This is a genomic window from Lactobacillus amylolyticus (assembly GCF_003999355.1).
Lineage (GTDB): Bacteria > Bacillota > Bacilli > Lactobacillales > Lactobacillaceae > Lactobacillus > Lactobacillus amylolyticus.
The window spans coordinates 98,947-124,661 of record NZ_CP031835.1; the positions used below are offsets into that span (position 1 = coordinate 98,947).

28 protein-coding genes, 2 pseudogenes and 1 riboswitch are annotated in these 25,715 nt (G+C 38.9%); of the genes and pseudogenes, 18 read left to right on the top strand and 12 right to left on the bottom strand.

Features of this window, described 5'->3' with window-relative positions; translation table 11 throughout:
• Positions 1-92: 92 nt before the first annotated feature.
• On the top strand, positions 93-1,034 hold the full coding sequence (locus D0Z64_RS00515; RefSeq protein ID WP_080881020.1) for a helix-turn-helix domain-containing protein: 942 nt from the start codon (positions 93-95) through the stop codon (positions 1,032-1,034).
• Between the two features lie 36 nt (positions 1,035-1,070).
• Here the strand turns inward: D0Z64_RS00515 and htpX are convergent, their stop codons facing one another.
• The 3 genes from htpX to D0Z64_RS00530 form a co-directional block, all read right to left on the bottom strand.
• Positions 1,071-1,958: a zinc metalloprotease HtpX gene (htpX, locus tag D0Z64_RS00520; protein ID WP_127345500.1), complete on the bottom strand. Its 888-nt coding sequence runs from the start codon at positions 1,956-1,958 to the stop codon at positions 1,071-1,073.
• Between the two features lie 10 nt (positions 1,959-1,968).
• Complete coding sequence (locus tag D0Z64_RS00525) at positions 1,969-2,529, bottom strand: LemA family protein (RefSeq protein WP_080881022.1); 561 nt, start codon at positions 2,527-2,529, stop codon at positions 1,969-1,971.
• A 107-nt stretch (positions 2,530-2,636) separates the two neighbouring features.
• The gene (locus tag D0Z64_RS00530) at positions 2,637-3,743 is read right to left on the bottom strand and encodes an SLC13 family permease (protein ID WP_080881023.1); all 1,107 of its coding nucleotides are present in this window, start codon (positions 3,741-3,743) and stop codon (positions 2,637-2,639) included.
• 195 nt (positions 3,744-3,938) lie between these two features.
• On the opposite strand from D0Z64_RS00530, the gene D0Z64_RS00535 reads away from it, so the two are divergent.
• From D0Z64_RS00535 to D0Z64_RS00555, 5 genes are all read left to right on the top strand, one after another.
• Positions 3,939-4,334 (top strand): iron-sulfur cluster biosynthesis family protein, encoded by a 396-nt coding sequence (locus D0Z64_RS00535; protein ID WP_040457397.1) that lies wholly within the window; start codon positions 3,939-3,941, stop codon positions 4,332-4,334.
• A gap of 77 nt (positions 4,335-4,411) precedes the next feature.
• On the top strand, positions 4,412-6,202 hold the full coding sequence (locus D0Z64_RS00540; protein ID WP_080881024.1) for a glycerophosphoryl diester phosphodiesterase membrane domain-containing protein: 1,791 nt from the start codon (positions 4,412-4,414) through the stop codon (positions 6,200-6,202).
• A gap of 79 nt (positions 6,203-6,281) precedes the next feature.
• Entirely contained in the window at positions 6,282-6,422 is a 141-nt protein-coding gene (locus tag D0Z64_RS00545; protein WP_006352615.1) for a hypothetical protein, read from the top strand.
• A 140-nt stretch (positions 6,423-6,562) separates the two neighbouring features.
• Positions 6,563-7,204, top strand: coding sequence for a YfbR-like 5'-deoxynucleotidase (locus D0Z64_RS00550; protein ID WP_080881025.1), 642 nt, complete (start codon positions 6,563-6,565; stop codon positions 7,202-7,204).
• Positions 7,205-7,207: 3 nt separating this feature from the next.
• Positions 7,208-8,125, top strand: coding sequence for an HNH endonuclease (locus D0Z64_RS00555; RefSeq protein ID WP_040457340.1), 918 nt, complete (start codon positions 7,208-7,210; stop codon positions 8,123-8,125).
• A gap of 40 nt (positions 8,126-8,165) precedes the next feature.
• Here D0Z64_RS00555 and D0Z64_RS00560 read toward each other — a convergent pair whose 3' ends face one another.
• From D0Z64_RS00560 to D0Z64_RS00570, 3 genes are all read right to left on the bottom strand, one after another.
• Positions 8,166-9,104 (bottom strand): DUF805 domain-containing protein, encoded by a 939-nt coding sequence (locus D0Z64_RS00560; RefSeq protein ID WP_080881026.1) that lies wholly within the window; start codon positions 9,102-9,104, stop codon positions 8,166-8,168.
• 82 nt (positions 9,105-9,186) lie between these two features.
• Complete coding sequence (locus D0Z64_RS00565) at positions 9,187-9,942, bottom strand: amino acid ABC transporter ATP-binding protein (RefSeq protein WP_006352507.1); 756 nt, start codon at positions 9,940-9,942, stop codon at positions 9,187-9,189.
• Positions 9,942-11,552, bottom strand: coding sequence for an ABC transporter substrate-binding protein/permease (locus D0Z64_RS00570; protein WP_080881027.1), 1,611 nt, complete (start codon positions 11,550-11,552; stop codon positions 9,942-9,944). Before D0Z64_RS00570 ends, D0Z64_RS00565 begins: the two co-directional genes overlap by 1 nt.
• A 108-nt stretch (positions 11,553-11,660) precedes the next feature.
• A riboswitch (Lysine riboswitch) is annotated at positions 11,661-11,835 on the bottom strand.
• Positions 11,836-11,956: 121 nt separating this feature from the next.
• Between D0Z64_RS00570 and D0Z64_RS00575 the strand changes: the two genes are divergently transcribed.
• Positions 11,957-12,595 (top strand): DNA-3-methyladenine glycosylase, encoded by a 639-nt coding sequence (locus D0Z64_RS00575; RefSeq protein ID WP_080881028.1) that lies wholly within the window; start codon positions 11,957-11,959, stop codon positions 12,593-12,595.
• Between the two features lie 2 nt (positions 12,596-12,597).
• On the top strand, positions 12,598-12,957 hold the full coding sequence (locus tag D0Z64_RS00580) for a DUF488 domain-containing protein (RefSeq protein ID WP_006352504.1): 360 nt from the start codon (positions 12,598-12,600) through the stop codon (positions 12,955-12,957).
• On the opposite strand, the gene D0Z64_RS00585 is transcribed toward D0Z64_RS00580, so the two are convergent.
• From D0Z64_RS00585 to D0Z64_RS00595, 3 genes are all read right to left on the bottom strand, one after another.
• A complete protein-coding gene (locus D0Z64_RS00585; protein WP_080881029.1) occupies positions 12,952-13,749 on the bottom strand; it encodes a TerC family protein in 798 nt (265 codons plus the stop codon). The two genes, D0Z64_RS00580 and D0Z64_RS00585, sit on opposite strands and share 6 nt — an antisense overlap.
• Positions 13,736-14,251, bottom strand: a complete 516-nt coding sequence (locus tag D0Z64_RS00590) for a methylated-DNA--[protein]-cysteine S-methyltransferase (RefSeq protein WP_080881030.1) — start codon at positions 14,249-14,251, stop codon at positions 13,736-13,738. Before D0Z64_RS00590 ends, D0Z64_RS00585 begins: the two co-directional genes overlap by 14 nt.
• A gap of 76 nt (positions 14,252-14,327) precedes the next feature.
• Positions 14,328-15,032, bottom strand: coding sequence for an NAD-dependent protein deacylase (locus D0Z64_RS00595; RefSeq protein WP_080881031.1), 705 nt, complete (start codon positions 15,030-15,032; stop codon positions 14,328-14,330).
• A 96-nt stretch (positions 15,033-15,128) separates the two neighbouring features.
• On the opposite strand from D0Z64_RS00595, the gene D0Z64_RS00600 reads away from it, so the two are divergent.
• Complete coding sequence (locus tag D0Z64_RS00600) at positions 15,129-15,614, top strand: hypothetical protein (protein WP_164742114.1); 486 nt, start codon at positions 15,129-15,131, stop codon at positions 15,612-15,614.
• Positions 15,615-15,657: 43 nt separating this feature from the next.
• On the opposite strand, the gene cls is transcribed toward D0Z64_RS00600, so the two are convergent.
• Together cls and D0Z64_RS00610 are read right to left on the bottom strand one after the other, a co-directional pair.
• Positions 15,658-17,115 carry a cardiolipin synthase gene (cls, locus tag D0Z64_RS00605; protein WP_080881033.1) on the bottom strand — a complete coding sequence of 486 codons (1,458 nt, stop codon included), beginning with the start codon at positions 17,113-17,115 and terminating at the stop codon, positions 15,658-15,660.
• Positions 17,116-17,136: 21 nt separating this feature from the next.
• A complete protein-coding gene (locus D0Z64_RS00610) occupies positions 17,137-18,069 on the bottom strand; it encodes an alpha/beta hydrolase (RefSeq protein ID WP_080881034.1) in 933 nt (310 codons plus the stop codon).
• Between the two features lie 78 nt (positions 18,070-18,147).
• On the opposite strand from D0Z64_RS00610, the gene D0Z64_RS00615 reads away from it, so the two are divergent.
• Positions 18,148-18,906, top strand: a complete 759-nt coding sequence (locus D0Z64_RS00615) for a ribonuclease H family protein (RefSeq protein WP_080881035.1) — start codon at positions 18,148-18,150, stop codon at positions 18,904-18,906.
• Positions 18,907-18,953: 47 nt separating this feature from the next.
• Here D0Z64_RS00615 and D0Z64_RS00620 read toward each other — a convergent pair whose 3' ends face one another.
• Entirely contained in the window at positions 18,954-19,916 is a 963-nt protein-coding gene (locus D0Z64_RS00620; RefSeq protein WP_080881036.1) for a DUF1002 domain-containing protein, read from the bottom strand.
• A gap of 149 nt (positions 19,917-20,065) precedes the next feature.
• On the opposite strand from D0Z64_RS00620, the gene D0Z64_RS00625 reads away from it, so the two are divergent.
• The 8 genes and pseudogenes from D0Z64_RS00625 to glnQ form a co-directional block, all read left to right on the top strand.
• A complete protein-coding gene (locus D0Z64_RS00625; protein WP_080881037.1) occupies positions 20,066-20,890 on the top strand; it encodes a glycosyltransferase family 2 protein in 825 nt (274 codons plus the stop codon).
• Positions 20,887-21,543, top strand: coding sequence for an alpha/beta fold hydrolase (locus D0Z64_RS00630; RefSeq protein ID WP_080881038.1), 657 nt, complete (start codon positions 20,887-20,889; stop codon positions 21,541-21,543). Before D0Z64_RS00625 ends, D0Z64_RS00630 begins: the two co-directional genes overlap by 4 nt.
• Positions 21,544-21,618: 75 nt before the next feature.
• Complete coding sequence (locus D0Z64_RS00635) at positions 21,619-22,257, top strand: NAD(P)H-binding protein (protein WP_080881039.1); 639 nt, start codon at positions 21,619-21,621, stop codon at positions 22,255-22,257.
• A 129-nt stretch (positions 22,258-22,386) separates the two neighbouring features.
• Positions 22,387-23,373 (top strand): ribose-phosphate diphosphokinase, encoded by a 987-nt coding sequence (locus D0Z64_RS00640; RefSeq protein ID WP_080881040.1) that lies wholly within the window; start codon positions 22,387-22,389, stop codon positions 23,371-23,373.
• A 144-nt stretch (positions 23,374-23,517) separates the two neighbouring features.
• Positions 23,518-24,201, top strand: coding sequence for a TetR/AcrR family transcriptional regulator (locus D0Z64_RS00645; protein WP_080881041.1), 684 nt, complete (start codon positions 23,518-23,520; stop codon positions 24,199-24,201).
• A gap of 11 nt (positions 24,202-24,212) precedes the next feature.
• Positions 24,213-25,046 (top strand): hypothetical protein, encoded by an 834-nt coding sequence (locus D0Z64_RS00650; RefSeq protein ID WP_006352489.1) that lies wholly within the window; start codon positions 24,213-24,215, stop codon positions 25,044-25,046.
• A 143-nt stretch (positions 25,047-25,189) separates the two neighbouring features.
• Positions 25,190-25,574, top strand: a pseudogene (locus tag D0Z64_RS00655) (ABC transporter permease); the annotation flags it as partial.
• A pseudogene (gene glnQ / locus D0Z64_RS08450) lies at positions 25,567-25,674 on the top strand (glutamine ABC transporter ATP-binding protein GlnQ); the annotation flags it as partial. The pseudogenes D0Z64_RS00655 and glnQ, both read left to right, overlap by 8 nt.
• Positions 25,675-25,715: the final 41 nt, after the last annotated feature.

The following is a 25,715-nucleotide window of genomic DNA, read 5'->3' on the forward strand; positions in this document are numbered from 1 at the left end:
CTAATATACTGTCTCTATTTTAACGAATGTCACCGCTTTTGGGATATAATGTTTCTATAGATGTATTGTTATACAAAAGGGAAGGTGGACCAATGGCAGCTGTTGCTATAGATCAATATCTGGCTAGTATTTTGCGTTCTAACAACGAAGATACCAATGAAATCAAGTTGAAAAACGGCAATCCGGATTTTGATCTTTTTTCAATCTACCTTGAAAATCATAATAAGGGTCTGCATTATTATTCTAACGATGTAGCGACCATTCTATATGTAGTTAGCGGCGAAGCAATTGTAAAAAGTGGCGAAAAGAGTTTAGCAATGAAGGCAGGAAATGTTCTTTTGCTAACTGAAAACGCCAAATATGGAGTTGAAAGTCAAACTCAAGATACGGTATTAGCGAAAATAAAATTCCAGCCCGGCTTCAACTATCGTAATTTCTTTAAAGATTTTGCTTATCAAGACAGCAGAGAAGAAAAAATTATTAAACAAATAGTCTCTAGCCTGACAAATGAACATGTTTTGTGGCTCAAGAATAATCAGATTACGCGTGCATCACAAGTGATGCAGCACATCATTAATGGCTATTTGAATAACGAATTGTTTGCCAGAGCTCTAATTGGGGCTGAATTGACAGTTATGATTATTTTATCGATTAGAACTCAGCGTTTGGTAACGCCAGCTAGTCTTGATAAGACGAAATTCGAAGGCAGCGTGCTCGATAATTACATTGATAATCACTTTACTGATATTACGTTAACTCAAGCAGCAAAGTACTTCGGCTTTAATCCAAACTACTTCTCAAATATGGTTAAGCAAAAGACAGGCAAAAGCTTTGTCAGTCATGTTGATGAACGCAGAATGCAGGAAGCACGAACCTTGCTAGCCCAACCAGATGTTTCGCTTAAAGAAATCATTGGCCGGGTTGGTTATTCAAGCAAGTCCTTCTTCTATAAGAAGTTCAATCAATATTATGGCGAAACGCCGGCAGTGATGCGTGAACGATTATTCCGGCAAGCAAATATTAATTTGAAATAAAAAACAGATCTCAAAAGAGATCTGTTTTTGTTTTGTCTACATTTTTTCTAGCCGAGCAATGCGGTCAGCTGTTGGCGGGTGAGTGTCGAATAGACTGCCACCGCGATGTCTAAATGGGTTTTCGATATACAGGCCGCTGCTTGAACGATCGGCTTGCTTCATTGGCTGGCTGCTCTCGATTTTTTGCAAAGCGGAAATTAAGCCATGCGGGTTACGGGTGAGCTCAACTGAGCTGGCATCAGCCAAATATTCACGATTGCGGGATAATGCCATTTGCGCTAGGGTTGCCGATAATGGTCCCAAAAATAGGACAAAGACAATCGCAACCACTTTAAAAATCATTTCAATAGCGTTACTGTCACGATCATCATCACGATCGCCGCTGCCAAACCATATAACGCGGCTTGCCACGCCAGAGAGAAATGAAATGACGCCGACTAATACAACTGCAATTGTCGATAAGCGGATATCATAATTGCGAATGTGTGATATTTCATGGCCCAATACGCCTTCAAGTTCTTCGCGATTCATCATGTCGAGCAACCCCTGAGTAACTGCGACGGCACTATGATCAGGATCACGACCTGTCGCAAAAGCATTGGGGCTTGGATCGTTAATAATGAAAACTCTTGGCATTGGAACTTGGCCGACCATCGCCATATCCTGAACGATGTGCCACAATTGTGGGTTGTCCTGCTCATGAATTTCTTGGGCATGATTAAGGCTCATGACCATATTTTCGGGATTGCGCATTACCAAGAAAAGATAGAGCAGACTAGCAACCAGAGCAATAATAATTCCGCTCCACGGCGAATTGCTGAAGAGATAGCCAAAGCCAGCACCAACTAAAGTTAAGATCACCACAAAAACAGTCATAACGACCACAGTTTTGTGCTTGTTACGGGCAATTTGCTGGTATAACATTTTTTAACCTCTAAAACTTAACCTTTGGAACTTCTTTTTCTGCAGCATCAGTCTGCAAGTAATCCACTTTAGTGAAGTGATGGATTTTCGCAATAATGTTGGATGGGAAAGTTAACAGCTTTTGATCATATTGAGCAGCAGTTGAATTGTAAAGCTGACGGGAATAAGCAATTTTGTTTTCAGTGTTAGTCAATTCTTCTTGCAGACTTAAGAAATTTTGGTTGGCCTTTAAATCAGGGTAGTTCTCTGATAAGGCAAAAATTGTCTTCAAGGAATCAGTTAATTGGTTAGAAACCTTTTGAATTTCCTCACGGTTGTCAGCAGGAATCTGCGTCAATTGGTTGCGCAATTGAACTACTTTTTCAAAAGTTTCGCTTTCGTGCTTAGCATAGCCTTTAACCGTTTCAACCAAGTTAGGAATTAAATCATTGCGCCGCTTAAGTTGAACGTCAATTTGACTCCAAGCCTCATCAGTATAAACCTTTGACTTTTGTAAGCCGTTATAAATAGCAATGTAGATTGCAATAAGCAAAACAATAATGATTAAAATAATCCACATTAATGGTGACATTGTAATTCCTCCATCTGTTAAATATTTAATATCTATTTTACCGAAAAAGCTTTTTTTTGGATACTAAAAAGACACCTTAATTGGCGTCTAAACTGAATTATTTAATTTTAAATTCTAAATATTAATAGCAAATAACCCACAATGGTTAGAATGATCAAACCAATGAATTGCATAATCGACCATTGCTTAAAGAACTTGCTCTTGCTGACGGTGGCGTGTTGGTTGAAAGTCTTCATAACCAGCATGTTGGCCATTGAACCAATTGCAGAACCAAAACCACCAATGTTGGAACCCAAGAAAAGGGCTTGAGCATAAGTAGTAAACTTACCAACTAAGATAGTTGAAGGAACGTTGCTCATTACCTGACTTGAGATAATTGAGGTCAAGTAGGTTGAAGTCTCTGAGTAAACCATCATGTGAATAACGTTGACGCTTGCCGGAATTTGCTGAATATCACTGATGAAAATAAAGAAGCCAGTGAAGGTTAACAGCAGAGCATAGTCGATCTTGAGCATGATTCGCGGGTTGATCATCAAAGCCAAAATAATTGAAGCAATCATTGGAATGATAATTGGCACTATCCGGAATACGCCGAAGAAGAAGAAAATGAAAACGGCAGTAGTAATTAAAGTCAGACGCCAGTTGATTTCAATGCTTTCAGTCTTTTGAACAGGAATCTTTTCTTTGGGGATAAAGAAAAAGACAATTCCTAAAATAACTAATGAAATTAACAAGTAGGGTACAGACCAGGAGAAGAACTGGAGTGCACTTACGTTGTAGCGACTAACTAAAAAGATATTATGCGGGTTGCCCCACGGAGTAAAGGCAGCTCCGATATTGGCGCCCATTCCGATCAAGGTAACTGGTAAAATCTGTGGTAATTTGTATTTTTTAGTAATATTTAAATATAGTGGGATTAACGTTAAAGCTGTAATATCGTTCCCTAAAAACATACCTGCAATTACAGACAACAGGGTAAATAGGATATTTAGCTTTCGCGTATTGTCAGCGATGCTTGTTAGCTTGTACGCTAAAACGTCCAGAACGTGTAAGTAAGCATAAATCTGGATCAGCGTTAACATTGCGGCAACAGAAAATAAAGTGTGTGTATTGATATCCTCTAAACGTGGCCTAGCAAAAAAAAGGCTGACTACCGTGACGAAGACGGTAATTTGCAAAATTCTATCTTTAGCAATATTCTTTAAGACGGTCATAAAAGGTCCCCCCTCATATTATAATCGTCTAAAAACCCTAGCTACCATTTTGAGCCTTTTTGTTCAGGTTCGCAATATTTAATTCTTAAAAAATAAAGATAGTGTACCATTTTCTAGGCAAATAATTTGAGAGAAAGGACTGTTTCTTGCTATACTTTAGCAAGTAAAGCAAAAAGAAAGGCAGAGTGGTTTAAGATGAAGATCTCAATGAAGATAAAGCCTGAAGCACTGGCAATTATTAAAAAGAAGATGGATGATGACCATCAAATCGTTCTTCTATCATTAAATGACGGTTCAAATAAATATTCTAAAAAAGGCGGAACATGTACGATTGGTGATAGTTTCCAATTCGTCATTTTAGATAAGCGCGATCCGGAATATGATATTAAAATCGCCAATGATGCTGGACTAGACCTTTATACAGCTAAGCCTGAAACTACTTTTTTAGAAAACGGCTTAGTTGTTAACGCGCGCAATTCAACTTTGAGCTTATCATCTGATAGCGGAATTATTGATGGTGGCGTGACTGTCACTAAATTTGAAGGTAATAAAATCAGTAAAGATGATTTGCTTAACGGCGGTCAATGTTAATCAAAATCAAGAGTCTGGAGAATTCCAGACTCTTTTTAGTTTAGAGTAGAAATCAGGTGGAGGAGACAGAGAGACAAATGAAAATATACAATGATTTGACAGGCTATTTTCGTGAATTTAAGCAGCATTGGCTAGGATATTTGATGTTGCTGTTAGGTCTGGACTTGTTTAATCAAATAATTGTCATTCCGTTATTTCGCTATGTGACGACATTTATTTTGCAGGCTAGTGCCATTCCATTTGTTTCTTATCAAAATATTGTCACGATTATTACGACTAATACCTTTGTCTTTATCATTCTGATCATAGAATTGTTGCTGCTGCTGATTGTCATTTATAGTCAGTTCGCGTTCATGTTGCTAGGAATAAGGGCGATTGCCAATAATGATTTTACTTTGAAAACTGTCTTTAAAAAGAGCTGGCAGTGCATCTTACGGATCAGACCTGGCTCACTCTTAGTCTTGCTGCTTTATTTCTTATTAGTTGTGCCTTTTGCTGACATTGTGTTCAGAACTCCGCTGCTTGCAAAAATTCAAATCCCTGAATTTATTATTGATTACATGACCAGAACTCCGCTTTTATTGACTATTCTGCTTGTTTTTTATGCGGTAGTTCTTGTTCTAGGAGTTCGACTATTATTAACGCTGCCATTGATGATTTTTAAGCAGAAGAAAACAATTCAAGCAATGAAAAGCAGCTGGCAGTTGACCAAACACAAAAAATGGTGGCCACTGATTCTGCGTCTGCTTGTTTTGGCAGTGGTTACAACACTTGCCATCGGCATTGCCTATGCTGCAATTTATGGCTTGCAGCTGCTGTGGGATCTATTGCCTGGGAAATATGCACCATTGACTTTTGCAATTATCAACCTTTCGCTGATTCAAATTATTAGTGAACTTGCCTTTGTTGCTTCAACGGTTATTGGTTTATCGATTATTTTTACACCATTAAAATTAGAAAAAAATGCTGCTGAAAAACAGAAAGGGTCATTTTCTAAACTGCTGATTAGCGCAACTTCTGTAGCAGCATTAATAATTATTGCCAGTGCCGGCGTTACTAATGCTATTTATTTAACCGGCGTGAATAGTAAAGCACCACTAATCATTTCTCACCGCGGCGTGAGTGATAAAAATGGCGTTCAAAATACAATTGCAGCTTTGAAAAAGACCGCTAAAGAAAAGCCGGATTTTGTAGAAATCGACCTGCATGAAACAAAAGACAAGGAATTCGTAGTTCTGCATGACGAAACCTTAGCCACTCTAACCGATGTTAATAAGATGCCAAGTCAATTAACCTTAAAGCAGATGACGAAGCTGACAGCTAAAGAAGACGGGCATACAGCTAAAATTGCCAGCTTTGACCAATATTTGAAAGAAGCACAAAAACTGCATCAAAAATTGCTGATTGAAGTTAAAACGACGCCGAAGGACTCAAAAAAGATTTTGCAGTGGTTTAATCGTAAATATGGTGCAACGATTCTAAAAAATGGTTATCAAGTTCAGTCGCTGGATTATCGGGTCATTGAAGGTCTGCATCAAATAAACCCTAAGTTGGAAGTGCTATATATCCAGCCTTACAACTTTACTTATCCCCACAGTGTTGCTGACGGGTATTCGATGGAATATTCAACTTTGAATTCTGACTTTATCTGGCAGACCCATCTGCAGCATCATCCTGTTTATGCTTGGACTATCAATGATAAAGACCTGATGAAAAAGATGATGTATGACCAGGTTGATGGAATTATTACCGATAATGTGAAGATGGCAAAGCAGGCAATTAAAGAGTTCCAGCATACTTCCAGCTATGCTAATCGCATTTTGAATTATATAATTGTTGTTCACATGCCAAATGATCTTGAGGTCTAATTATAAAGAAAACTTGATCTAATGCTGGTTGCATGTTAAACTAAACTAGATTTTCGAAAATCTGAAAGGAAGTATAGCTATGCGTAAAGGTGAAAATTACAACACTGGTTGTGAACCAAACCAAAGACCTAAGAACAAGAGAAACGCTAAGAAGCGTGTTGCTCACGTAGCAGCCGTAGTTTCATTCTTGAACAAGGCCGCAAAAGACGAAAACAAGTAGTCTTTTTATAAATATTGAAATTAAGGGCAATGAACTCAGTTCACTGCCCTTTTTCTCTTTCAAAAGAAAATTTGCATCATGTTTGATTCTTTGGTAACATAGTAAAAATTTTTAAGCAGTTGTACTAAGGAGGATAAAACATGGGATTAAATGCATATATTCAAGGTTTTAATAGTTTAGAGTCAATTGATCGTGCACCAGGCTACTTTAAGTACCATCACCACTCAGTTGCTGATCACTGTTTCAGAACAGCTGAATTAGCGCAAATGATGGGTGATATCGAAGAAGTAAAAGGCAAGCAAAAAATTAATTGGAAAGCTCTATATGAAAAGAGCCTGAACCATGATTATACTGAGCGTTTTATTGGTGATATCAAGACACCGGTTAAATACGCTACTCCACAATTGCGTAAAATGATTGGCGATGTTGAAGAAACCATGACGCATAAGTTTATCAAAGATGAGATTCCAAAAGAATTTCAAGAAATTTATAAAAAGCGGCTTGCTGAAGGCAAAGATGATACTTTGGAAGGCAAGATTTTATCAATTTGTGATAAGCTTGACTTGCTTTACGAAGCTTATGGCGAAATAGAATTGGGCAACCCTAATCCGGTTTATATGCAAATGTTTAAAGAAAGTTTGGAAACGATCAAACAATTTGATGATTTGGCTTGTGTTAAATACTTTATTAAGCATATTTTGCCTGATTTGTTTAAAGGAGATTTCGCCGGCAAGGATAAGATGCAAAGAATAGCTTTTAGCATCTTGCTAATGGGGGACTAAGACGTGAAATTTCAATGCAGCTCATGTGGACTTCGGATGGACTCGCTTCATTTTAAGCAGTCCGGTTTAATCAATCCGAAGTTGACTAGTATTTGCGATATTTGTTTGCAACGGGGAGAAAAGGCAGAGAATTTTGGCAATTCTACGATTGAGACCTTTGCTAAGACTTTGCTTTACTCCTTTGTTGGTAAAAAAACTAATGAAGAGCAAGAAAGTTTCTTTGTTAAAACCAAGCAAGATCGCAAAAGCTATGAAGCTTTTTTGCAGGATTATGATGGCAATGAGATCGCTGAGCAGCAGGTATCTAGAAAGAAATTTAATCAGGCAATAATTGATAGCGAAACAGGCAAAATTGATTACCTTCCTGATCAAGGCCGGGATTTTCAATATAATCTGGAACATCTAGGCTTGAAAGTTGATTTTCAGCTGAATGAGGTCGACTTTATCGATCGGGAGCGCATCAGAGCGAAGTACCATTATCGCTGCCAGTATTGTGGCCGCCGTGGTCACAGTGTTGATCATAAAGATCCAGTTTCCTTATCGCATAATAACGATATGGATAACTTGATTCTGTCTTGCAGCGAATGCAACCGCATCAAGTCGAATATGCCGTTTAAGCTGTTTAAAAAATTGAATGATCAAATTCCTGAAATCAACCAGAAATTAGTCAAATATGAAAATGCGCTGGGCACCTTGCAGGAAGAATTTGAACACCGGCGCAGAAAGTTAGCGGGTCAGGTTCACTTAAAAGGCGTGATCAATGATCCGGAACTAAACGCGATGAGAAAGCAAAATAAGAAATTGCAGGATGCAATTGACAGTCTGCAATCAGATTATGATGCTTTACGTAAAATTCGCGAAAATCACTTTAATACAGGTTGGAAGATTGCTCAAGAAAATAAGCAATCGGATATAATTTAAAAAAGGCATCCTCATTGAGGATGCCTTTTAGATTGACTAGTTAATTGATTTTTTCTTCTTTTTCAAATAAGTACTTATTCCATTTAATATCTTTTTGAGTGGTTGGGTGGAAAAGCAAAAATGCCAAAAGCAAATTGCCAACGTAAGGGATAGCGCAGATCCACCACCACCAGCCAATGAAGCCGGCATCGTGCAAACGACGTACCGTATGGCCTAATTCAGCCAAGAATGACCAAACAGCAATAGCTATTGAGAAAAGCGCTAAGACGAGCAATAAAACAAGTGCTTCGGTTGGAATATTAACATTAGCATTTTCACCTTTAATATAATATGGGATGAAAATGAGGAACATTATTAAATAAGCCAGCAGTAATGTGATTGTGCTAATTAAGCAGCTAACGGCAGTTCCAAGCCAGAATGAAGTTCTAGTTGAACGAGCATTCCATTTGAAACAGTCAAAGAAGTGTTCCTTTAAAATTTGACCAATCGTTGGTACAGGTACTTTTTCTTCTTCAATTGCTGGATAAGCTTCACCTTTGTGGTATAAATAAGCCCCCCACTTAACTGATCTTTGAACTGAAGGCTGCAAAGTTAAATAGAAAGTAAACATTGCACCATAACCAGTAAAGTTAGCCCAATACCAATAGCCGGAATAACCAGTATCATGCAAGCGGCGAATAAGTTGGCCCAAATTTGCCAAAAAGACGTAGACAAAAATGACAACTGAAATTACGCCATCGATCCATTTAAGTCCAAGATCAATGTTGCTGCTGAAAACATAGCTCATAATCATTGTGGCGAGCAAGATCAAAATTGCATTGACCAAAGCGCTCAACCAGTAGGATTTACGAGTGGTTCTAGCCTTCCAATTGAAGGGATGCAAGAAGGTCTCGTTTAAAATTTGTCCGAAGCTTTCTGCAGGTGGTTTAGGTAAATTTTCATCATAAGGTTTGATGAAATAGTAATCTCTGTTATTCATGTTTTTTCCTCATAAGTAGAATACTTTTTTATTTTAAGCAAAAAGAGCCGAAAGCACAATCTGCTTCCAGCTCTTTTTAGTTTTAAAAGTCCATCTTTCTGAAATTGCTCAAGAACTTTTGCGTCTTTTCATTCTTAGGATGATCAAATAATTCCTCAGGCTTGCCTTGTTCTGTGATTACGCCATCGTTGATAAACAATACGTTGTCAGAGATTTGCTTGGCAAAACCCATTTCGTGAGTAACGATCACCATCGTTAAACCGGTCGTAGCCAATTTCTGCATAACGTCCAATACTTCGCCGACCATTTCTGGGTCCAAAGCACTAGTTGGTTCATCGAATAGCAGAACTTCTGGGTTCATTGAAATTGCTCGTGCGATTGCTACCCGCTGCTGCTGACCACCGGACAATTGGTTAGGTTTAGCGTTGATGAAGGGTTCCATGCCGACCTTTTTCAAGTTGGTCATGGCGATCTTCTTAGCTTCTTCTTTAGAACGTTTAAGCACTAATTCTTGACCAATCATGCAGTTTTGCAAAACATTTTTATTTTCAAAGAGGTCAAATTGCTGGAAAACCATGCCTACCTTAGCTCTGAACTTGTTGCGATCGTAGCCTGGTGCCAAAATGTTTTCACCGTGGAAATCAATTTCGCCACCGGTAGGTTCTTCAAGCAGGTTAATGCAGCGAAGGGTAGTAGATTTACCGCCGCCTGAAGGACCGATGATTGTGACGATTTCACCTTTATTGACATCAAAAGAAATATCACGTAAAACCTTATGATCGCCAAAGGATTTTTGCATATGCTTTAAACTTAAAATCTTTTCGTTACTTTCAGTCATTAGTTGTTAGCCCCCACATCCTTAGGTGAACCAACTTGTACTTGGTTGGCCATTAAATTGTAGTTCTTATTGCCTTCAAGCCGTTTTTCGATGAAGTTGAAGATTCGAGTAATCGTGAAGGTCAATACTAAGTAGATTGCTGAAATCGTTAAGTATGTTGGGAAGAATTGAAAAGTTTGACTGGCAATTGTTGTACCAACAAAGAACAATTCAGAAACTGAAATGATACTCAATACTGAAGTATCCTTGATGTTGACGATAAATTCGTTGGTAATTGATGGCAAGCAGTTCTTGATCGCTTGTGGCAAAATAATATGCCACATTCTCTGGTTGTGTGTCATTCCCAATGCGCTTGCGGCCTCAAACTGACCTTCAGGCGTTGAAATGATCCCACCACGGATGACTTCTGCCAAGTAGGCACCGGTGTTGATTGAAACGATAATCAAAGCGGCAACCGTTCTGTTTAAATTCAAGTGCCAGAATTGCGCAATTCCGTAATAGATAACTGCGGCCTGAACCATCATTGGCGTACCACGGAAGACTTCAACATAGACTGATAAGAGCCATTTAGCAATGTTTAAGCCCCAGCGCTTGCCGCGCGTAGTTGGGGTTGGGATTGTCCGGACGATTCCGACCAACAAACCGATGAAGAAACCAACAACAGTACCGACTAAAGCAAGCAAAAGCGTCATGCCGACACCGCTAAGAATCATATTGCCGTATTGCTTCCAAGTAGAAATAAGCCAGTTTTCTTTCTTAGCGCTGCTGCCAGCTTTAGGCTGCTGCTTAATTGCAGTTGCCATTAACTGGTTGCGTTTCTTAGTAGGGATGGTTTTTAAAATAGCGTTAACTTGCTTTAATAATTTGGTATTGCTCTTCTTAACCCCGATACTGACAACTGAATCATCATGGTCGACATGGAAACCAGGAATATTGTTCAAGTTAACAGCAATGATGTTAGGGTTAACGTTGCGGTAGCTTTGATATTCGATATCTTCAGCAACATAGCCATCAATTGTGCCGGAAGCTAAGCTTTGACGCATTGATGGAAAGTCCCGCATTGCAGGTTCTCTTTTAGCACCTTTTAATTGCTTAATCAAAGTGTAGTGCAAAGTACCTTGCTGAGCAGTTAACTTGGCACCTTTGAAATCAGACAGCTTCTTAGCATTTGAGTACTTGCTTGCCTTGTTCACGATGACAACAAATGTACTCTTTCTGTAAGGTACAGTAAAGTTGATCGCCTTGCGTCTTTCAGCTGTTGGACTCATTCCGGCAATAATTAAGTCAATCTTGCCAGAAGTCAATGCTGGAAGAAGACCGTCCCATTCAGTCTTTTCAACAATAACTTTTTTATGCAATTTTTTACCGATAATTTTGGCAATTTGCACATCATAGCCGTTGGCGTATGAATGTGAGCCATCAATTGGAACAGCACCATTAGCACTGGTAGTTTGAGTCCAATTGTAAGGTGGATAATTAGCTTCCATTCCGATCTTTAATACGCCGGAATTTTTAGCAGCTTCAGTCCGATGACTGTTGAAGCTAAGTCCCATAAATAAACTGAGGAGTACTGCCAACATTGCAGCAATCCAATTAAATCTTGACTTCAATGAAAAAACCTCCAAATGTTTTCTACATAAAGCCAATACAATAAAAGCATAAATAAAAACCTCGCTGTTTTCAAGAACAACGAGGTGTAAATCATCAGTATTAAAACCAAATCATATAGCGCTCCCTGGGACGAACCAGGACAGTCTACAGGATATGTTCCTGCAGCCCAACAAAAATGTTTCACGAAAAACAATTCTGTTTCGGCGATAAACCTAAAATTAAGGATCAAAACCTTCGTGAGTTCACATTAATTTTGTGATTACCGCAACCTCTATTGCATTGGGAAAATTATTTAACTGCTGAAAAGATTAAATGATTCTTAATATTTTGTCAAGTTAGAATTGATTATTTTTTAGTAAAAAGGTATATAACAAGGGCAAGGATGAAAATAAATGAGGACAAAATGAACTATTCAGAATATTTTACCAACCGTTCAACTGATGAAATTACTAAAGACTTAATCGGCCGTCCTTTAATTTTTATCAGTCATGGCAAAAAGCTTGGCGGCTACATTGTCGAAGCTGAGGCCTATATGGGCAAAAAAGATAGGGCGGCGCATTCATACGGCGGACGCAGGAGCCCGGCAAATGAAGGTCTTTATCGCAAAGGCGGCACAATTTACATCTATTCGCAGCGGCAATACTTCTTTTTTGATGTTGCCTGCCAAGAGGAAAATGAGCCGCAAGGGATTTTGATTAGAGCGATTGAACCTGTTTGGGGAATTGATGAAATGACCCAAAACCGCAACGGCAAAAATGGCGTTTTATTAACCAATGGTCCTGCAAAAATGATGCAAGCTTTCGGCATTCACAGCCGCAACTGGGATCTGCATTTTCTTTCAGATTCGCCATTTGCAATTGATCTGAATGATGAAAATAAAAAAGTAGCCCAAAAGATTATTGCTTCGGCAAGAATAGGGATCAATCAATCTGATCCTATTTGGGCGAAGAGAAAGCTGCGCTATTATGTAGCTGGAAATCCGTATGTTTCTAATATGAAAAAACGTGAGATGCGAGAAGATCACGGCTGGCAAAGGAGATAAAAATGGGTGAAATTAAATTAGTCAGAATTTATGAACATGAGCAACCTAATGGCTACCGCATTTTAGTCGATCGGATGTGGCCACGCGGCATTAGCAAGGTTAAGGCTACACTGGATGAATGGGATAAGGAAATTGGCCCCACTACTGAACTGAGAAAATGGTTTAATCATGAAGATGAAAAGTTCCCAGAATTCAAGAAAAAATACCTTAGCGAACTAGAGCAGAATGACTTTACGCCAACTTTTCTGCAAACAGTTAAAACCAAATTGGCTAGTGGCGATGTATTGTTTCTTTATGGTGCGAAAAATAAAGAGCACAACCAAGCGGTCGTGCTCAAAGAATATGTTGAGAAACATTTATAATTTTTTATGTCCATGTCTTTTAACGCGGACGAAGTGGGAAATAATCGTTAAGCCTAAAATCGTGAAGACGATTATTGCAAAAGCAGTGTTCGGCATTTCCCATCTTAATGGTGGCAAAGCTAGCAGCATCTTTAAAGCAATGATTCCGATTAGAACATAGGCCATCGGCTGCAATTTAGGGATAATTTCCATCAACTTGATAATGATTTCGGCAACTCCTCTCATGCAGAGAATACCGATCATACCACCGATTAAAACAACAACGGGATTATCTGAAACTGCCAAGGCAGCTAAAACTGAGTCGATTGAAAAGACGATGTCCATTGATTCAATTGAAATAACTGTCCGCCAGAAAAGGGAAAGCACGTGCTTTCTCTTTTTCTTTTTGCCCTTAGCAGCGGCACGTTCTTCTTGACGTTCCTTCTTTTCTTTTTCATGTTCAGCAGCTTGTTTAGGGTGACGCTGATCATAGAAAAATTTAAAGCAAAGGTAAAAAAGATAAATACTGCCGGCTAATTTTATTTCCCAGAAGTTGATTAGATATGTTCCGATACCAATTACGATAAAGCGAAAGAGGTAGGCACCCCATAAACCATAGAAAAGGGATTTTTCCTTTTCGCTTTTGGTCGGCAAAACCTGCGTCTGCGCTGCTAAAACAACTGCGTTATCAACTGAAAGCAGGCATTCCATCAAAATCAGCGTGAGGATGATCATCCAATCTTTGCCGCTGGTTAAGACATGCGCCCAATTGCTTAAATCAAAAAATGGCGCATACAGTTTAAGAATTGTCATGCAAATAGCTCTTTTCTAAATTAAGTAAACGTGCTTTTTCCTTTGATCCTAAACGATAGCCACCAATCATTCCGTTAGCCATAATTATGCGGTGGCAGGGAATAAAGATTAAAACGGGATTTAAAGCGATGGCATGTGCCACAGCCCGCACGCTTCTCGCACTATCAAGCGAGGAAGTAATATCGCCATAACTAACCGTTGAGCCATAAGGAACTTTAGCCACAATTTGCAAAACGCTGCGCTTAAAGGGCGTTCCAAACTCAGAAATGTCAATGGGCACATCGAAATAATGGCGCTTGCCGGCAAAATATTCCTTTAATTGTTGAGTATAAGGCGCTAGCCGCTTAGGATCATGCAGCAGCATCCGGTTAGGGTAATAACTGAAGATGGGAGATGCTTCGTCTTCTTTAAGGCCAACGTAGGAAAGGCCTTTGTCCGTAATTGCTAGAAAGTAGGTCCATGGTTTAATCGTTACGTAATCATAATAAAAAACGTCAGCCATTTTTCCTCACTACTTTCTAGCAAAAATAACAGTTTGCATTAAACTTAAGGATAACAAGCATAGTTTTTAAATTCAATTATAATTTTTGGAAAACATCAAGTGCATCACCGATGATCGCCTTCACGCCATTGGCTGGAATAGCTGTTTTGTTAACTACCCAAACCTTAGCGCTTGGCATGCGATAAGCCAATAATTGGGCAAAAGGATAGACAACAAAACTGGTTCCCACAATTATAACGAGATCGGAATTTTGCATTGCATTAACGGATTTTGAAAGATTTTCCGGGTTAATGGTCTCACCGTATAAGACGATCCCTGGCCGAATAATGCCACCACAATCTTTATGCAGATAGCTCTGAGCATATTCAGAATAGGCAACAGGCTGATGACATTTGGTGCAATAAATCTGATACAGATTGCCATGAAATTCTATGACGTGGTTGTTGCCGGCCTTAGTGTCTAGACGATCAATATTTTGCGTAATCAATGTGCCTTTTTGGTTGCATAATTGTGCGATCCTTTGGTGAATTAAGTTTGGCTCTGCGTCTGGGAAATACATGTTGTTCATGACAAAGTCATAAAAGAATTGGGGCCGGTTAAATAGAGTATCATCGCTAAGAATGGTCTCTGGACTTTCTGAAACGCCATTATAAATACCGCTTTTTGAACGATAGTCAGGAATGCCAGAATGAGTTGAAACACCGGCACCAGTTAAAAAGACGATGTGCTTAGCTTGGTCAATATCATTTTTAAGGTCAGAAATTTGCTTCGCATCAATCATTATATTTGTCCTTTCTGTAAAAGTTCTCACATTAATTATACGGCAGGATTTTGTTATAATATTATTTAAGACAATTTTTTGAAGGGGTGAAATGTTTTGCAAACAATGTCTGGATTTTATATTTTAGTGAATATTGTTATGTTTATTTACGCTTGCTATAGCTGGTATTGGCAGGCAAAACTTGAATTGAGAGGCAAGTTTCGCATTTATATTTTGCTCTGGACGCTTTTAGTAATTTGGCTTGGCTTTACTTGGAATTATATTGAAAAAGGCGAGCCAGGCATCAATCTCTTTTTAGCTTTGTTGCTGCTTGTCAGCATTGTGGATGGCTTCACTGGTTTTGCTCCTAAAAAGGCTGTGGTTTCAGGATATTTCAAACGAACATTGTCATATTCGGAGATTGACAATGTCATTTTGATTAACGTGCCTATAGGGAAAAAGCCAGCAGTTATTTGCATTTTGGGAACAAATAAAGGCCGGCAGTACAACCTGCAATTTTCTAGCGATGTTAAGTCAATTATTGCAGCGTTGCAAAGATACGCTGATCACCGTATCAGAATTGAAGTTAGAAATACATTGTAAAAAAGTAAGAAAAAACGGGTACATGACGTATCCGTTTTTTTTACTATAAAATTGGTGACAACATGCGAGAAAAACTTTGCAGCGTCTTTAATGGCCGACTTTGCTTAGCAATCATTTCTTTGGTCAATAGGGTTGAATCTTCCATGTCTTTTTCAAAAGTATCCGTCATTTTCTTGTTAAACTTTTTGTCGTAAAAAATGACGTTGTCTTCAAAGTTTAAATCATATGAACGGTAGTCCTGATTCATTGAACCTACCGATGAATAAAGGTCATCGATCACCGTTGTTTTTGCATGGATAAAACCATGATTGTAAATATAAACTTTAATGCCGTAGCGGGTCAGTTCATTGGCATACCACTGAGTAGCGCGGTAAATAAACGGGTGATCCGGCTTGCATGGAATCATAATGCGGACGTCAATGCCAGAGCTGGCGATCGTCTGCCAAGCCGCAAACATGGCGTCATCGGGAATCAAATATGGCGTTTGAATCCATAAGCGTTTGCGCGCCATTAGCATTAGGCGCATCATGCCGTTGCGCATATATTGTTCGTAGCGGTCAGGGCCATCGAAGACAACCTGTGTTGCAACATCGCCGTTTTCGATGTCGTTTTCGTCAAAGTCCGGGAAATAAAGATCGCTGTAGGTAATAACCTGGGTGTTTTTGTAAATTGAGGCATTCCAGTCCATGACGAACCGTTCTTGCAATAATAGGGATGCGGAACCGACGATTCGAACCTGACTGTCGCGCCAATAGCCCAATTTTTTCTTTTTGCCTAAATATTGATCACCGATGTTAAAACCACCGGTCCATGAAATTTTGCCGTCAATGACGACGATCTTCCGGTGCAAGTGGTAGTTGATCCGGTAACGCGTAATCATATTGCGTGAAGTAATAAATGGCAGCACTTCGCCGCCTGCCTTGCGCAATTGGTTGAACCAGGCTTTAGGTGCGCCCATTGAGCCCCAGGCATCATAGAGCAAGTTGACCTTTACACCGCTTTTGGCTTTTTTTATTAGCAAGTTAAGCATGCGGTTGCCGATTTCATCATTATAAAAAGTGTAAAATTCGACGTTGACGGTCTTTTTAGCCTTTTCAATATCACGGATCATATCTTTAAACATTGCATGACCATCGTTGTATAAATCAACGTGGTTGTTTTTAGTTAAAGGAGAATTGTGGTCTTTGTTAAAATATTTAATCGCAATTTTTCCCTTAGTTGAAGTATCATCCGGACTGACCTTTTTGGGAGCCTTAGTAATTGTTTCTTGCACGTTGCGCAGACCTAAGTGCTTCTGGCGATTGATTGCAAAAATATTTTCCTGAGAAATTCCCCGGCCGAAGAAACCATAGAGAATTAAACCGATAATTGGCAGCACCAACAAAATGATCAGCCACGCCCAAGTAGTTGAAACAGACCTTCGTCTATGAAAGACAATGTAGAAGGCAAGAATGGTGTTGGTAATGACGATGATGCGCCATAAGTCATGTAGCCAAATCACAAAATTCCTCCATTAAACTTTTTATTTCTTAACTCCAATAAATTTGTCGACAATTTCAATTACAAACGGATTGTCATGCATCCAGCTGTGTTCGGCGTCGTTGCGTCCGCGAACTTCGACTTCTTGGTAAGAATGGGCTTGCGGCGCGAGAATATAACGAATGCTTTTGGCAGAAACCACAGAGATAAAACGATCGGTGTTAGTGTTATCAAGCACATTGCCGTAAATGTTCAAAACCGAAATATTCGAATTGAAGCGTCGTCTTCTGAAAAGCAGGTACAAATAGTGCGGGTTCATCATTGTGGGCCGGCCATTTTCATTTAAAACATTGACGTTGGGAATATCGCCTAGATAAGTGACCCCATCAAACGGGCCGGCAATAAAAGCACATTTATTCAAATGGGGAAAATTCTTTTGCCATGAATGCTTTATTTCGGTGCGGATGACGCAGGGGCAGGCCAATGAGTGAGCTACTGCCGTGTAAGTCTTGAAGTGGTAGCGTTTGGACAAAAATGGCAAAACAAAGCTTAAATAATAGTCAATGCCATAGATGCCGACGATTCGCTGCCGGAAAGCTACTTGAATGATAGGCTGTCGATCACCGCTCCAAGTGCCTTCTAATTTAAAATTGCCTAAAAGATCAACTGTTACTTTGAGGAACTTATCGCTTTTTTTATCAGCCAAAGCTTGTTTGACCATTACGCGTGTAGTGTAGTCTCCGCCGCGAAAGCCATGAAAATAGATAATCGGGACTTGTTCGAAATCGCCGCTTTTTTCTTCAACAGTAACGTGGTCTTCAATATGCTTTTTATGCATCCGCAAAAATGGACGGGTAGGTGCAAATGTTGCTATGAGTCCTAATGCAATCATGCTGAACATGCTGGGTTCCTGTTTTAGGTTCTTTTTATGATCTTTTTCAGCTTCTTGAGCATATTTTTTGCTGTTAAAAAACATCCTGCACATCCCTCAAAAATATTTGTTAATATATATTCTAACATTGACCGATGATTTTACGTGAGGTGAGCTTATATAATGAAATTTTATGCTGTAAAAAAAGGGCGCAAGCCAGGGATTTACCGTAATTGGGATGAAGCAAAGGCGCAAGTTGATGGCTTTTCAGGCGCAGAATATAAGTCTTTTGCGCAAATTACGGATGCGACTGATTATTTGAATTGGAATAAGGAAACGCAGGGCCAAGAAATCCGCAAAGATGAAGACAATCTCCAGAATGCGATTAAGAAGATTGTTAATACCAGTAAAAAACTGCCGGTTCAAACTAAAACTGTCAAAGCCCGAAACAGTAATCCAAATGATTATTTTGCCACGATTTATACCGACGGCGGAACGCGTAACACCGGTGTTTATAAAGGCGGACATGTTAAAAAGACGGATAAGGCTGCCTGGGCCTATCGCATCGAATGGGGCGACCAGGAAGTTCACGGTGCTGGCGGTGAATATGGCGCAACTAACAATAAGATGGAGCAAACGGGTTTTATCAATGCCTTGAAGAAACTCGTTGAATTGGGCTTCAACGATAAAAAACTGCTTTTCGTTCTTGATTCACAGTACGTTTTGAATGCGATTAATAAGGGCTGGCTCAAGAGTTGGAAAAAGCGCGGCTGGAAAAAATCATCAGGTCCGCTTGCTAATAAAGAAGAGTGGCAAGAGATTGATCGCTTATTGACTAAATTCCCGAATGCCAAGTTTGAATGGACGAAGGGTCATGCCAATAATGCCGGCAATGAGTTCGTTGATCACTTTTTGAACAAATATATGGATGAAAAAATGTAGAAAAAAGCAGGAGATTAATCCTGCCTTTTTTTGTAGATATTTAATTTTTATCCTAAAACAATTGCACCGCCAAACAAGCCGTTAAACCAGTTGACGATATTTTGCCAAATTTGCTGCAGCCAGTTGCGATTTTCTTGCGTATTCAATTTATCGAAAATTCTTTTGGAACTGTTTTGAATATTTTTGGACAAAGCAGAGGCTTGTTGTTTGAAGCTTCTGCTCTTCAAAGCACCTGAATCTCTGATTTCGATCAACAAGTTAACAATTTGTGTCTTTTGATTGTTGGTAATAGTGTTACCCAAATGGTTGATCTTGATTTGGTTGTTAACAATATCGCGAATTTGACTATCAGAAATGTTGTTGCCGATCTTAGCCATATCGCTTTTGGCACCAGCAACAGCATTGTTCAATTGGGAATCACTGTAGCCGTCCTTGTTTTTATTTGCCTGAGTGATTCCACTCAAAGTGCTCATTTCATCTTGAGCTGCATTAATCTGCTTTTGGTTTAAAGCATTGCCGCTTTTAGCATAAGCTGCATAGACACCAGCTAAAGCACCAGAACCGTCGATTGGAACGGCACTGGTTACGTAAATGTTGGCATCAGTGATTCCGGCTGTTACGGCTGCATTTTTATATTGGTTGGCCGTAATGGTTGTGATATTGTTTTTACCATTGTAGTCAAGAATCTTAACATTGATCCCTGATCCAGAGCTGGTTTTTTGAATCATTGCACTGGACCATACTCTGGATGAAGTTATGAAATTATCACCGGAAGGGTTTAAATATTTGACCAAATCGCTGCCAGTAACGGTAATCGTTTGGTAATTGCCGCCGTTGAGCGATGCGGTTAAAGTCTTAATCGTGCCTTGTTTTTGGTTCTCAGTTAAAGATGTACCTAGAGTTACTACTGGCGTTTCGTCGTCAGCATAAACAGGGGTAGATTTAAATGAGAAAAACGCAATTGAACTAATCATTACAAGAACAGTTAGTAATGTAAAAGTTTTTTTCATGTATTTTATTCTCCTTATATGCGATATTATACTCGCAAGTGTAAAAATAAACAGATTTCAAATTTTTCCTTGATAAAATTTTAATCAGAAAAGATCAAAGAATAGTTTCCGCCAAGATGATATAATGTAGGTTACGAAAGGATGACTATATGTTACAAGTGCCTAAGCTAACCATTATTATGCCAGTTTATAACACAGCAGAATACTTGCCGCGAGCTTTTGATGCACTATTAGCACAAAAGAACAAAGCCTTTAAATTGGTCATAGTAGATGATGGCTCAACCGATAATTCTGTCGAGGTCGCAGAAAAATATCGATCTCTTTTTCCTTATTTTAAAATTATCAAAAAGAAAAATGGCGGTCCATCTGACGCAAGAAATGTTGGTATTAAGGAATTAGACACCCCATACGTTACTTTCCATGACGGAGATGACTGGGTGGATCCTTCCTACACTGCATTTTTTATTGATGCCTTTGAAAAGCATCCTGATGTCAATATAGTTTCCTGTGGTTACTGGCTAAGCTATCCAGACAAAAAAGAGCGTGTCGTTGGCCACACTGAAGGCGGATTTTTGACTAAAAGTCAAACTTATTTGAAACTAACCAATGTGTTCAATTCGCCAATGAAAGGCTATTGCTGGAACAAGGCCTACCGCACTTCTGTAATCAAGAAGTTTAATTTGAAGTTCGATAAAGACATTTCTTTGTTGGAAGATCAAATTTTTAACGTTAAATATATTTCAGTTGCCCCTGGCGTGTACTATACGCAAACGCCGTATTATCACTATTGTCAAAGAAAAGGGAGCATTATTCACCAGCCTAATATTAAAAAGGTAGTTGACAACTTTCGCGGCAATTACCGGGTATGGCGGATAATTATCAAGAGTCTAATGAAAGATCGCGAAGAAGAAAAAAGAATTAAAAAGTTTAATCGAGTATTGCAAGAACAGTCAACAAGTAAGGAAAGCATATGAAAATAAAAGTCAATGGAGTTGAACTTTATTACCATAAATTAGGCAAAGGTGCGCCATTATTGCTTCTTCATGGTCACCATTTGGATGGCGGAATGTTCGATAAAATCGTTCCTCCGCTTTCTTTGTATTACACCGTTTATGTCATTGACATGCGTGGACACGGCTTAAGCGAAGGTGATAGCGCAGAACACTACCATGTTGAAACCGAAGACGTCCACCAGTTTATTGAAAAACTGGGCATTGAAGGCTGCTATTGCTTTGGCTTCGATGCCGGCGGTTTGATCGCTTTAATGCTGGCCAGCGAGTATCCAACGATTTTTAAAAAATTAATTGTTGCCGGCGTCTTCGTCAACGGTGCCGGAATTCGTCCATACCATTATTTAACAGAAGGTTTTTCACGTTTCTTCAGATTAGATCGTGACAGCCGAGTTGAACTGACTGAAAACTTCATGTCAGAAGACAGCTTGAAAAAAATCCAGATACCAACCTTATGCGTGGTTGGAGAAAAGGACTGGGTAAAAGTTGAACATGTTCGTTGGTATAGTCAAATTATTCCTCATGGCCGTTTGATTTTAATGCCACGTCAAACCCATAATAGTTATGCTGTTAAGAGCTTGAAGATGCTGGATCTTATTAAAGATTTTTGTAAATAAGTGGAATTGGTATATCTTTTCAATATCTTGCGCTAGAATGAAAGTGAGATATGTTTTTTGAAAAGGAGAAAATCGATGGTTAAAGTTGTTGTTCTTGGTGCACATGGACAAGTTGCACAAATCGCGGAAAGATTTTTATTTGCTGACAAAGATGTTGATACTACATTGTTCTTACGTAATGCTGAACGCATGGCTGATAAAAAAAGTCAAGCAACAATTATCGAAGGCAGCGCAACCGATGCAGCTCAACTTGAAAAAGCAATGAAAGGTCAAGACATTGTTTATGCTAACTTGGGCGGTCAAAATGACATTGACCTTGAAGCCGAAGCAGTTATTGAAGCAATGAAGAATGCCAATGTTAAACGTCTGATTTGGATTTCAACTTTAGGTATTTATGATGAAGTTCCAGGAAAATTTGGTGAATGGAACAAGAAGACTTTGGGCGATTATATTACTGAGTATGCTAAAGCAGCTAAGAGAATTGAAGATTCAGGCCTTAACTATACGATCATTCGTCCAACTTGGATGACCAACAAGGATGAAGTTGACTACGAAAAGTCAAAGAAGGGTGAGCCAATCACTGATACTGAAGTTTCAAGAAAATCAGTTGCTGCTTATGTCTATCATTTAATTAAGAACCCTAAAGAAGACGTTAAGGAATCAATCGGTTTGGGCAAGCCTGGTACTGAAGGCGACAAGCCAAGCTGGTATTAATTTGTTGAAAAATAATTAAGAATCCGTTTCTCATAGATTGAGAAGCGGTTTTTTGTCCTTTTGCAAGCTTTTAAACAGCTTTTTGTATATAATAGATCTGTATATAATTTTTAGTTAGAAGAGGTAGCTATGAACAAGGAAGAACTTCACGAATTACTACACCCAATGAAGTTAATTGGGTTAAGCGGTAACCCAGCATTAAATGAAAAGATTGCATCAATTTTGGGTCAACCATTAATTGAAACTGCTGTTCACCACTTCAGTGATGGTGAAATCCAAGTTAACATCGGTGAATCTGTCAGAGGTTGTGACGTCTTCGTTATTCAATCAATTCAAGATCCAGTTAATGAAAACTTTATGGAGCTTGAAATTGTGTTGGATGCTTTGCACCGTGCTTCAGCCCACAACGTTAACGTTGTTATCCCATACTTGGCATATTCACGTTCAGATACTAAGACTCGTTCACGTGAACCAATTACTGCTAAATTGGTTGCCAACTTATTGCAAATCACAGGCATGGACCGCTTAATTGCACTTGATTTGCACGCTTCACAAATTCAAGGTTTCTACAATGTGCCAGTTGACCATTTGCACGCAATGCCACTGCTTGCCCAATACTTCTTGGACAATGGTATTGCAGTTAAGGGTGACGACGATATTGTTGTTGTTTCACCAGACCACTCCGGTGCTAAGTTAGCTCGTAATTTTGGTCAATACTTTGATGCTCCAATCGCAATCGTTGACCAACGTGGTGCACGTTATGATACCGAAGTTCACGATATGATCGGGGACGTGAAGGATAAGAAATGTATTATTGTCGATGACTTGATTGATACTGGTTCAAGAATTGCATCTTCAACTAAGTCAGTTTTGGCAGCAGGAGCTACTAAGGTTTACGTAGCAGCTACCCATGCTCTTCTTTCTAAGGATGCAACTGAAGTGCTTAATGGATTGCCAGTTGAACAAATTGTTGTAACTGATACGATCAAGCACAAGCGCTACCCAGACAGAATGGTTAGAATTTCTGTTGATCAATTATTGGCACGCGGAATTGATTATGTTTATAACGATCGTTCAATTCACCAAATCTTTGATGAACAAAATCGCTTGAAGTAATTATTTAATGATAATATTTAAAAATAATCCTCCGATTTGGTTGGGGATTATTTTTTATCAAAAATTTGCTTTTTCCTATTCAGATAAACATTTGGGTTGATATAATAAAATTTAATTGTATAGAAGAAAAACGGGAGAAGATTCATGGCAAGACGTAAAAATATGAAAAGAAGAAGAGTAATTCTTGGGAATACTTTTCGTCTAATTAGAGAAAATGGAATGGATAACGTTTCGCTGCAGATGATTGCGGAAAAATCCGATATTTCTAAGTCCTTGCTCCAATCCTACTATCCTCATAAATCAAAGTTAATTAGTGATATTGTACGCAACTTATTCAATACTTTAGATAAACAAGTTAATAACTACGAACAGATAGAACATTATTCTTCATATGCTCATATGAAAGCATTTATTTACACAATTGTTGTTTTAGGGATGCACGATGAGGGGCTTGATCGTATTATTTCACAGGCCTTTACCAATAATGAAACGCTTGATAATTGGGGATCAATGCTTTTAGACTGGGTACATGACGAACATCTTTTTGATGACATTAATGCCACTAAGGCTGAACTTGAGAGCGGAATTGCTTTTGTCACAATTGGTGTTGGAAGACTATACTATGATCGTAAAAAATACCATCTGACTGCAGAAGATTTATCAAATTATGCTACTAGCTCATTGATGTACAGCTTCTGTCATTGCAGTCCAGATGAAATTGATCAAGCTTTGAAGGATGGTCATGAAATTATTGAGACAGCTGATATGGAAAGCGTTCACCAAGCAATCTATACAATGTTTGATGGTGAAAAAGAAATCATCAGCTAAAGGAGTAGTCTATGGTTGAAAGCTCACGAGCCGATTTGCGACGGATGGATCACGAGCAGAGCAACAAGTATAAGCGAACACTGGCTTGGGTTATCTTTTTAATTGCCTCGTTAACGATGATCACGGTTACCTTTTTAAATCCGATCTTTATGAAGGGGCAAATTAAAACCAGCAACAATCAAGCTGTTATTGTACGTCAAGTCAATAGTCACTTTGATACTTTAGCGGATTTGATTGGTGCCAAGCGCGAATCTGATTCAAATTTGCTGACAGTTGATCAGACGCAGCCGATTGCTAATCACATTATTGATTATTCATTGGGCGTGCACTGGATCAAAGTAAGCAATACCGATTTGGCCAAACAGATTCTGGCAGATATTAATAAAAATATCGATAAAGGTGCTTCCAGCGATGCGCAAACGGTGCGAAAGAAGCTAAAGAGTCAAAGTAGCAACGCGCTTTACTTCATTATTCAAGCTTTTAATTTAAATATCGTTACCTTGGGGGCTAACATTGCAGTTTTACTGTTGGTAGTCAACATTATTATTATTTTGATTACCATGGTCGCATTTGTTTCGTTAATCAGCGATATGCATTCGCGCAGTTCAATTAAGGAGCTAATTCATGATATTACGGCTGCTGGGATGTGGGCAGGCTTTTGGCTGATTTTGATTTCTGGTTTAATGGCGCTTGTTCCCGTCATTATCAATGTTGAAAGTTTGCCGATTGGCGGATTAAGCTATTTGCTAGAGATCAGCAGCAGCGTCTTTTTGGACTTCGTCATTGCTGGCGTAGTCATTTACGTCTTGTGTGCTATTCCATGGCAAGCAACTACTGATAAATAATTTTATAAGTGCTTAGAATATAAGTTCTAGGCACTTTTTTATTTCATGGTATACCTTATTCAACCTATTTAATAATTTTTTAATCTGACTGATGGTGAGACTATGAAACGAAAAAAATAGCGGCTTTGTTCGCTGCATTGTTAATGTTATTCTCAATTTTTATAACGCCAATTGCCGCAACGCATGCTAATGCTGCCGAAAAAAAGACGGTGGCGCAGGGAACGGCTTTAAAGCGGATCAAGAAGACCAAGCAATTAGTAGTTGGTACTTCTGCAGATTATCCACCGCTCGAATTTACAGCGAGTGAGAATGGGAAGACCAAGGAGCGTGGATTTTTCACAGATCTACTACCGTCCAAGCGGTGAATATTTCTTAATTAACAAGCGTGATAAAAATAAATACAAGAATATCAAGAGCTTTAAAGGCCAAACCGTTGGTGCGCAAACAGGCAGTATTCAATATGAATTAGTGCAAAAGCAAATGAAGGGCAGCACGGTTAAAGGTCTGGGCAAGATCAATAATCTGGTTCATGGCCGACGGCTACTTGCAAGAAAAAGGCGATCCTGAACAAGTCTTTGATCACCCGAAGAGTGAGCGGGCAAAAGATTTCTTAGCAAAAATTTTATAGAATAAAAAATGAGGACGATGTCCAATGTCATTAAGTTAAGG

Coding starts and splice junctions, on each gene's coding strand:
- D0Z64_RS00515 (WP_080881020.1), top strand. CDS start 93: ATGGCAGCTGTTGCTATAGATCAATATCTGGCTAGTATTTTGCGTTCT.
- htpX (WP_127345500.1), bottom strand. CDS start 1,958: ATGTTATACCAGCAAATTGCCCGTAACAAGCACAAAACTGTGGTCGTT.
- D0Z64_RS00525 (WP_080881022.1), bottom strand. CDS start 2,529: ATGTCACCATTAATGTGGATTATTTTAATCATTATTGTTTTGCTTATT.
- D0Z64_RS00530 (WP_080881023.1), bottom strand. CDS start 3,743: ATGACCGTCTTAAAGAATATTGCTAAAGATAGAATTTTGCAAATTACC.
- D0Z64_RS00535 (WP_040457397.1), top strand. CDS start 3,939: ATGAAGATCTCAATGAAGATAAAGCCTGAAGCACTGGCAATTATTAAA.
- D0Z64_RS00540 (WP_080881024.1), top strand. CDS start 4,412: ATGAAAATATACAATGATTTGACAGGCTATTTTCGTGAATTTAAGCAG.
- D0Z64_RS00545 (WP_006352615.1), top strand. CDS start 6,282: ATGCGTAAAGGTGAAAATTACAACACTGGTTGTGAACCAAACCAAAGA.
- D0Z64_RS00550 (WP_080881025.1), top strand. CDS start 6,563: ATGGGATTAAATGCATATATTCAAGGTTTTAATAGTTTAGAGTCAATT.
- D0Z64_RS00560 (WP_080881026.1), bottom strand. CDS start 9,104: ATGAATAACAGAGATTACTATTTCATCAAACCTTATGATGAAAATTTA.
- D0Z64_RS00565 (WP_006352507.1), bottom strand. CDS start 9,942: ATGACTGAAAGTAACGAAAAGATTTTAAGTTTAAAGCATATGCAAAAA.
- D0Z64_RS00575 (WP_080881028.1), top strand. CDS start 11,957: ATGAACTATTCAGAATATTTTACCAACCGTTCAACTGATGAAATTACT.
- D0Z64_RS00580 (WP_006352504.1), top strand. CDS start 12,598: ATGGGTGAAATTAAATTAGTCAGAATTTATGAACATGAGCAACCTAAT.
- D0Z64_RS00585 (WP_080881029.1), bottom strand. CDS start 13,749: ATGACAATTCTTAAACTGTATGCGCCATTTTTTGATTTAAGCAATTGG.
- D0Z64_RS00590 (WP_080881030.1), bottom strand. CDS start 14,251: ATGGCTGACGTTTTTTATTATGATTACGTAACGATTAAACCATGGACC.
- D0Z64_RS00595 (WP_080881031.1), bottom strand. CDS start 15,032: ATGATTGATGCGAAGCAAATTTCTGACCTTAAAAATGATATTGACCAA.
- D0Z64_RS00610 (WP_080881034.1), bottom strand. CDS start 18,069: ATGTTTTTTAACAGCAAAAAATATGCTCAAGAAGCTGAAAAAGATCAT.
- D0Z64_RS00615 (WP_080881035.1), top strand. CDS start 18,148: ATGAAATTTTATGCTGTAAAAAAAGGGCGCAAGCCAGGGATTTACCGT.
- D0Z64_RS00620 (WP_080881036.1), bottom strand. CDS start 19,916: ATGAAAAAAACTTTTACATTACTAACTGTTCTTGTAATGATTAGTTCA.
- D0Z64_RS00625 (WP_080881037.1), top strand. CDS start 20,066: ATGTTACAAGTGCCTAAGCTAACCATTATTATGCCAGTTTATAACACA.
- D0Z64_RS00630 (WP_080881038.1), top strand. CDS start 20,887: ATGAAAATAAAAGTCAATGGAGTTGAACTTTATTACCATAAATTAGGC.
- D0Z64_RS00635 (WP_080881039.1), top strand. CDS start 21,619: ATGGTTAAAGTTGTTGTTCTTGGTGCACATGGACAAGTTGCACAAATC.
- D0Z64_RS00640 (WP_080881040.1), top strand. CDS start 22,387: ATGAACAAGGAAGAACTTCACGAATTACTACACCCAATGAAGTTAATT.
- D0Z64_RS00645 (WP_080881041.1), top strand. CDS start 23,518: ATGGCAAGACGTAAAAATATGAAAAGAAGAAGAGTAATTCTTGGGAAT.
- D0Z64_RS00650 (WP_006352489.1), top strand. CDS start 24,213: ATGGTTGAAAGCTCACGAGCCGATTTGCGACGGATGGATCACGAGCAG.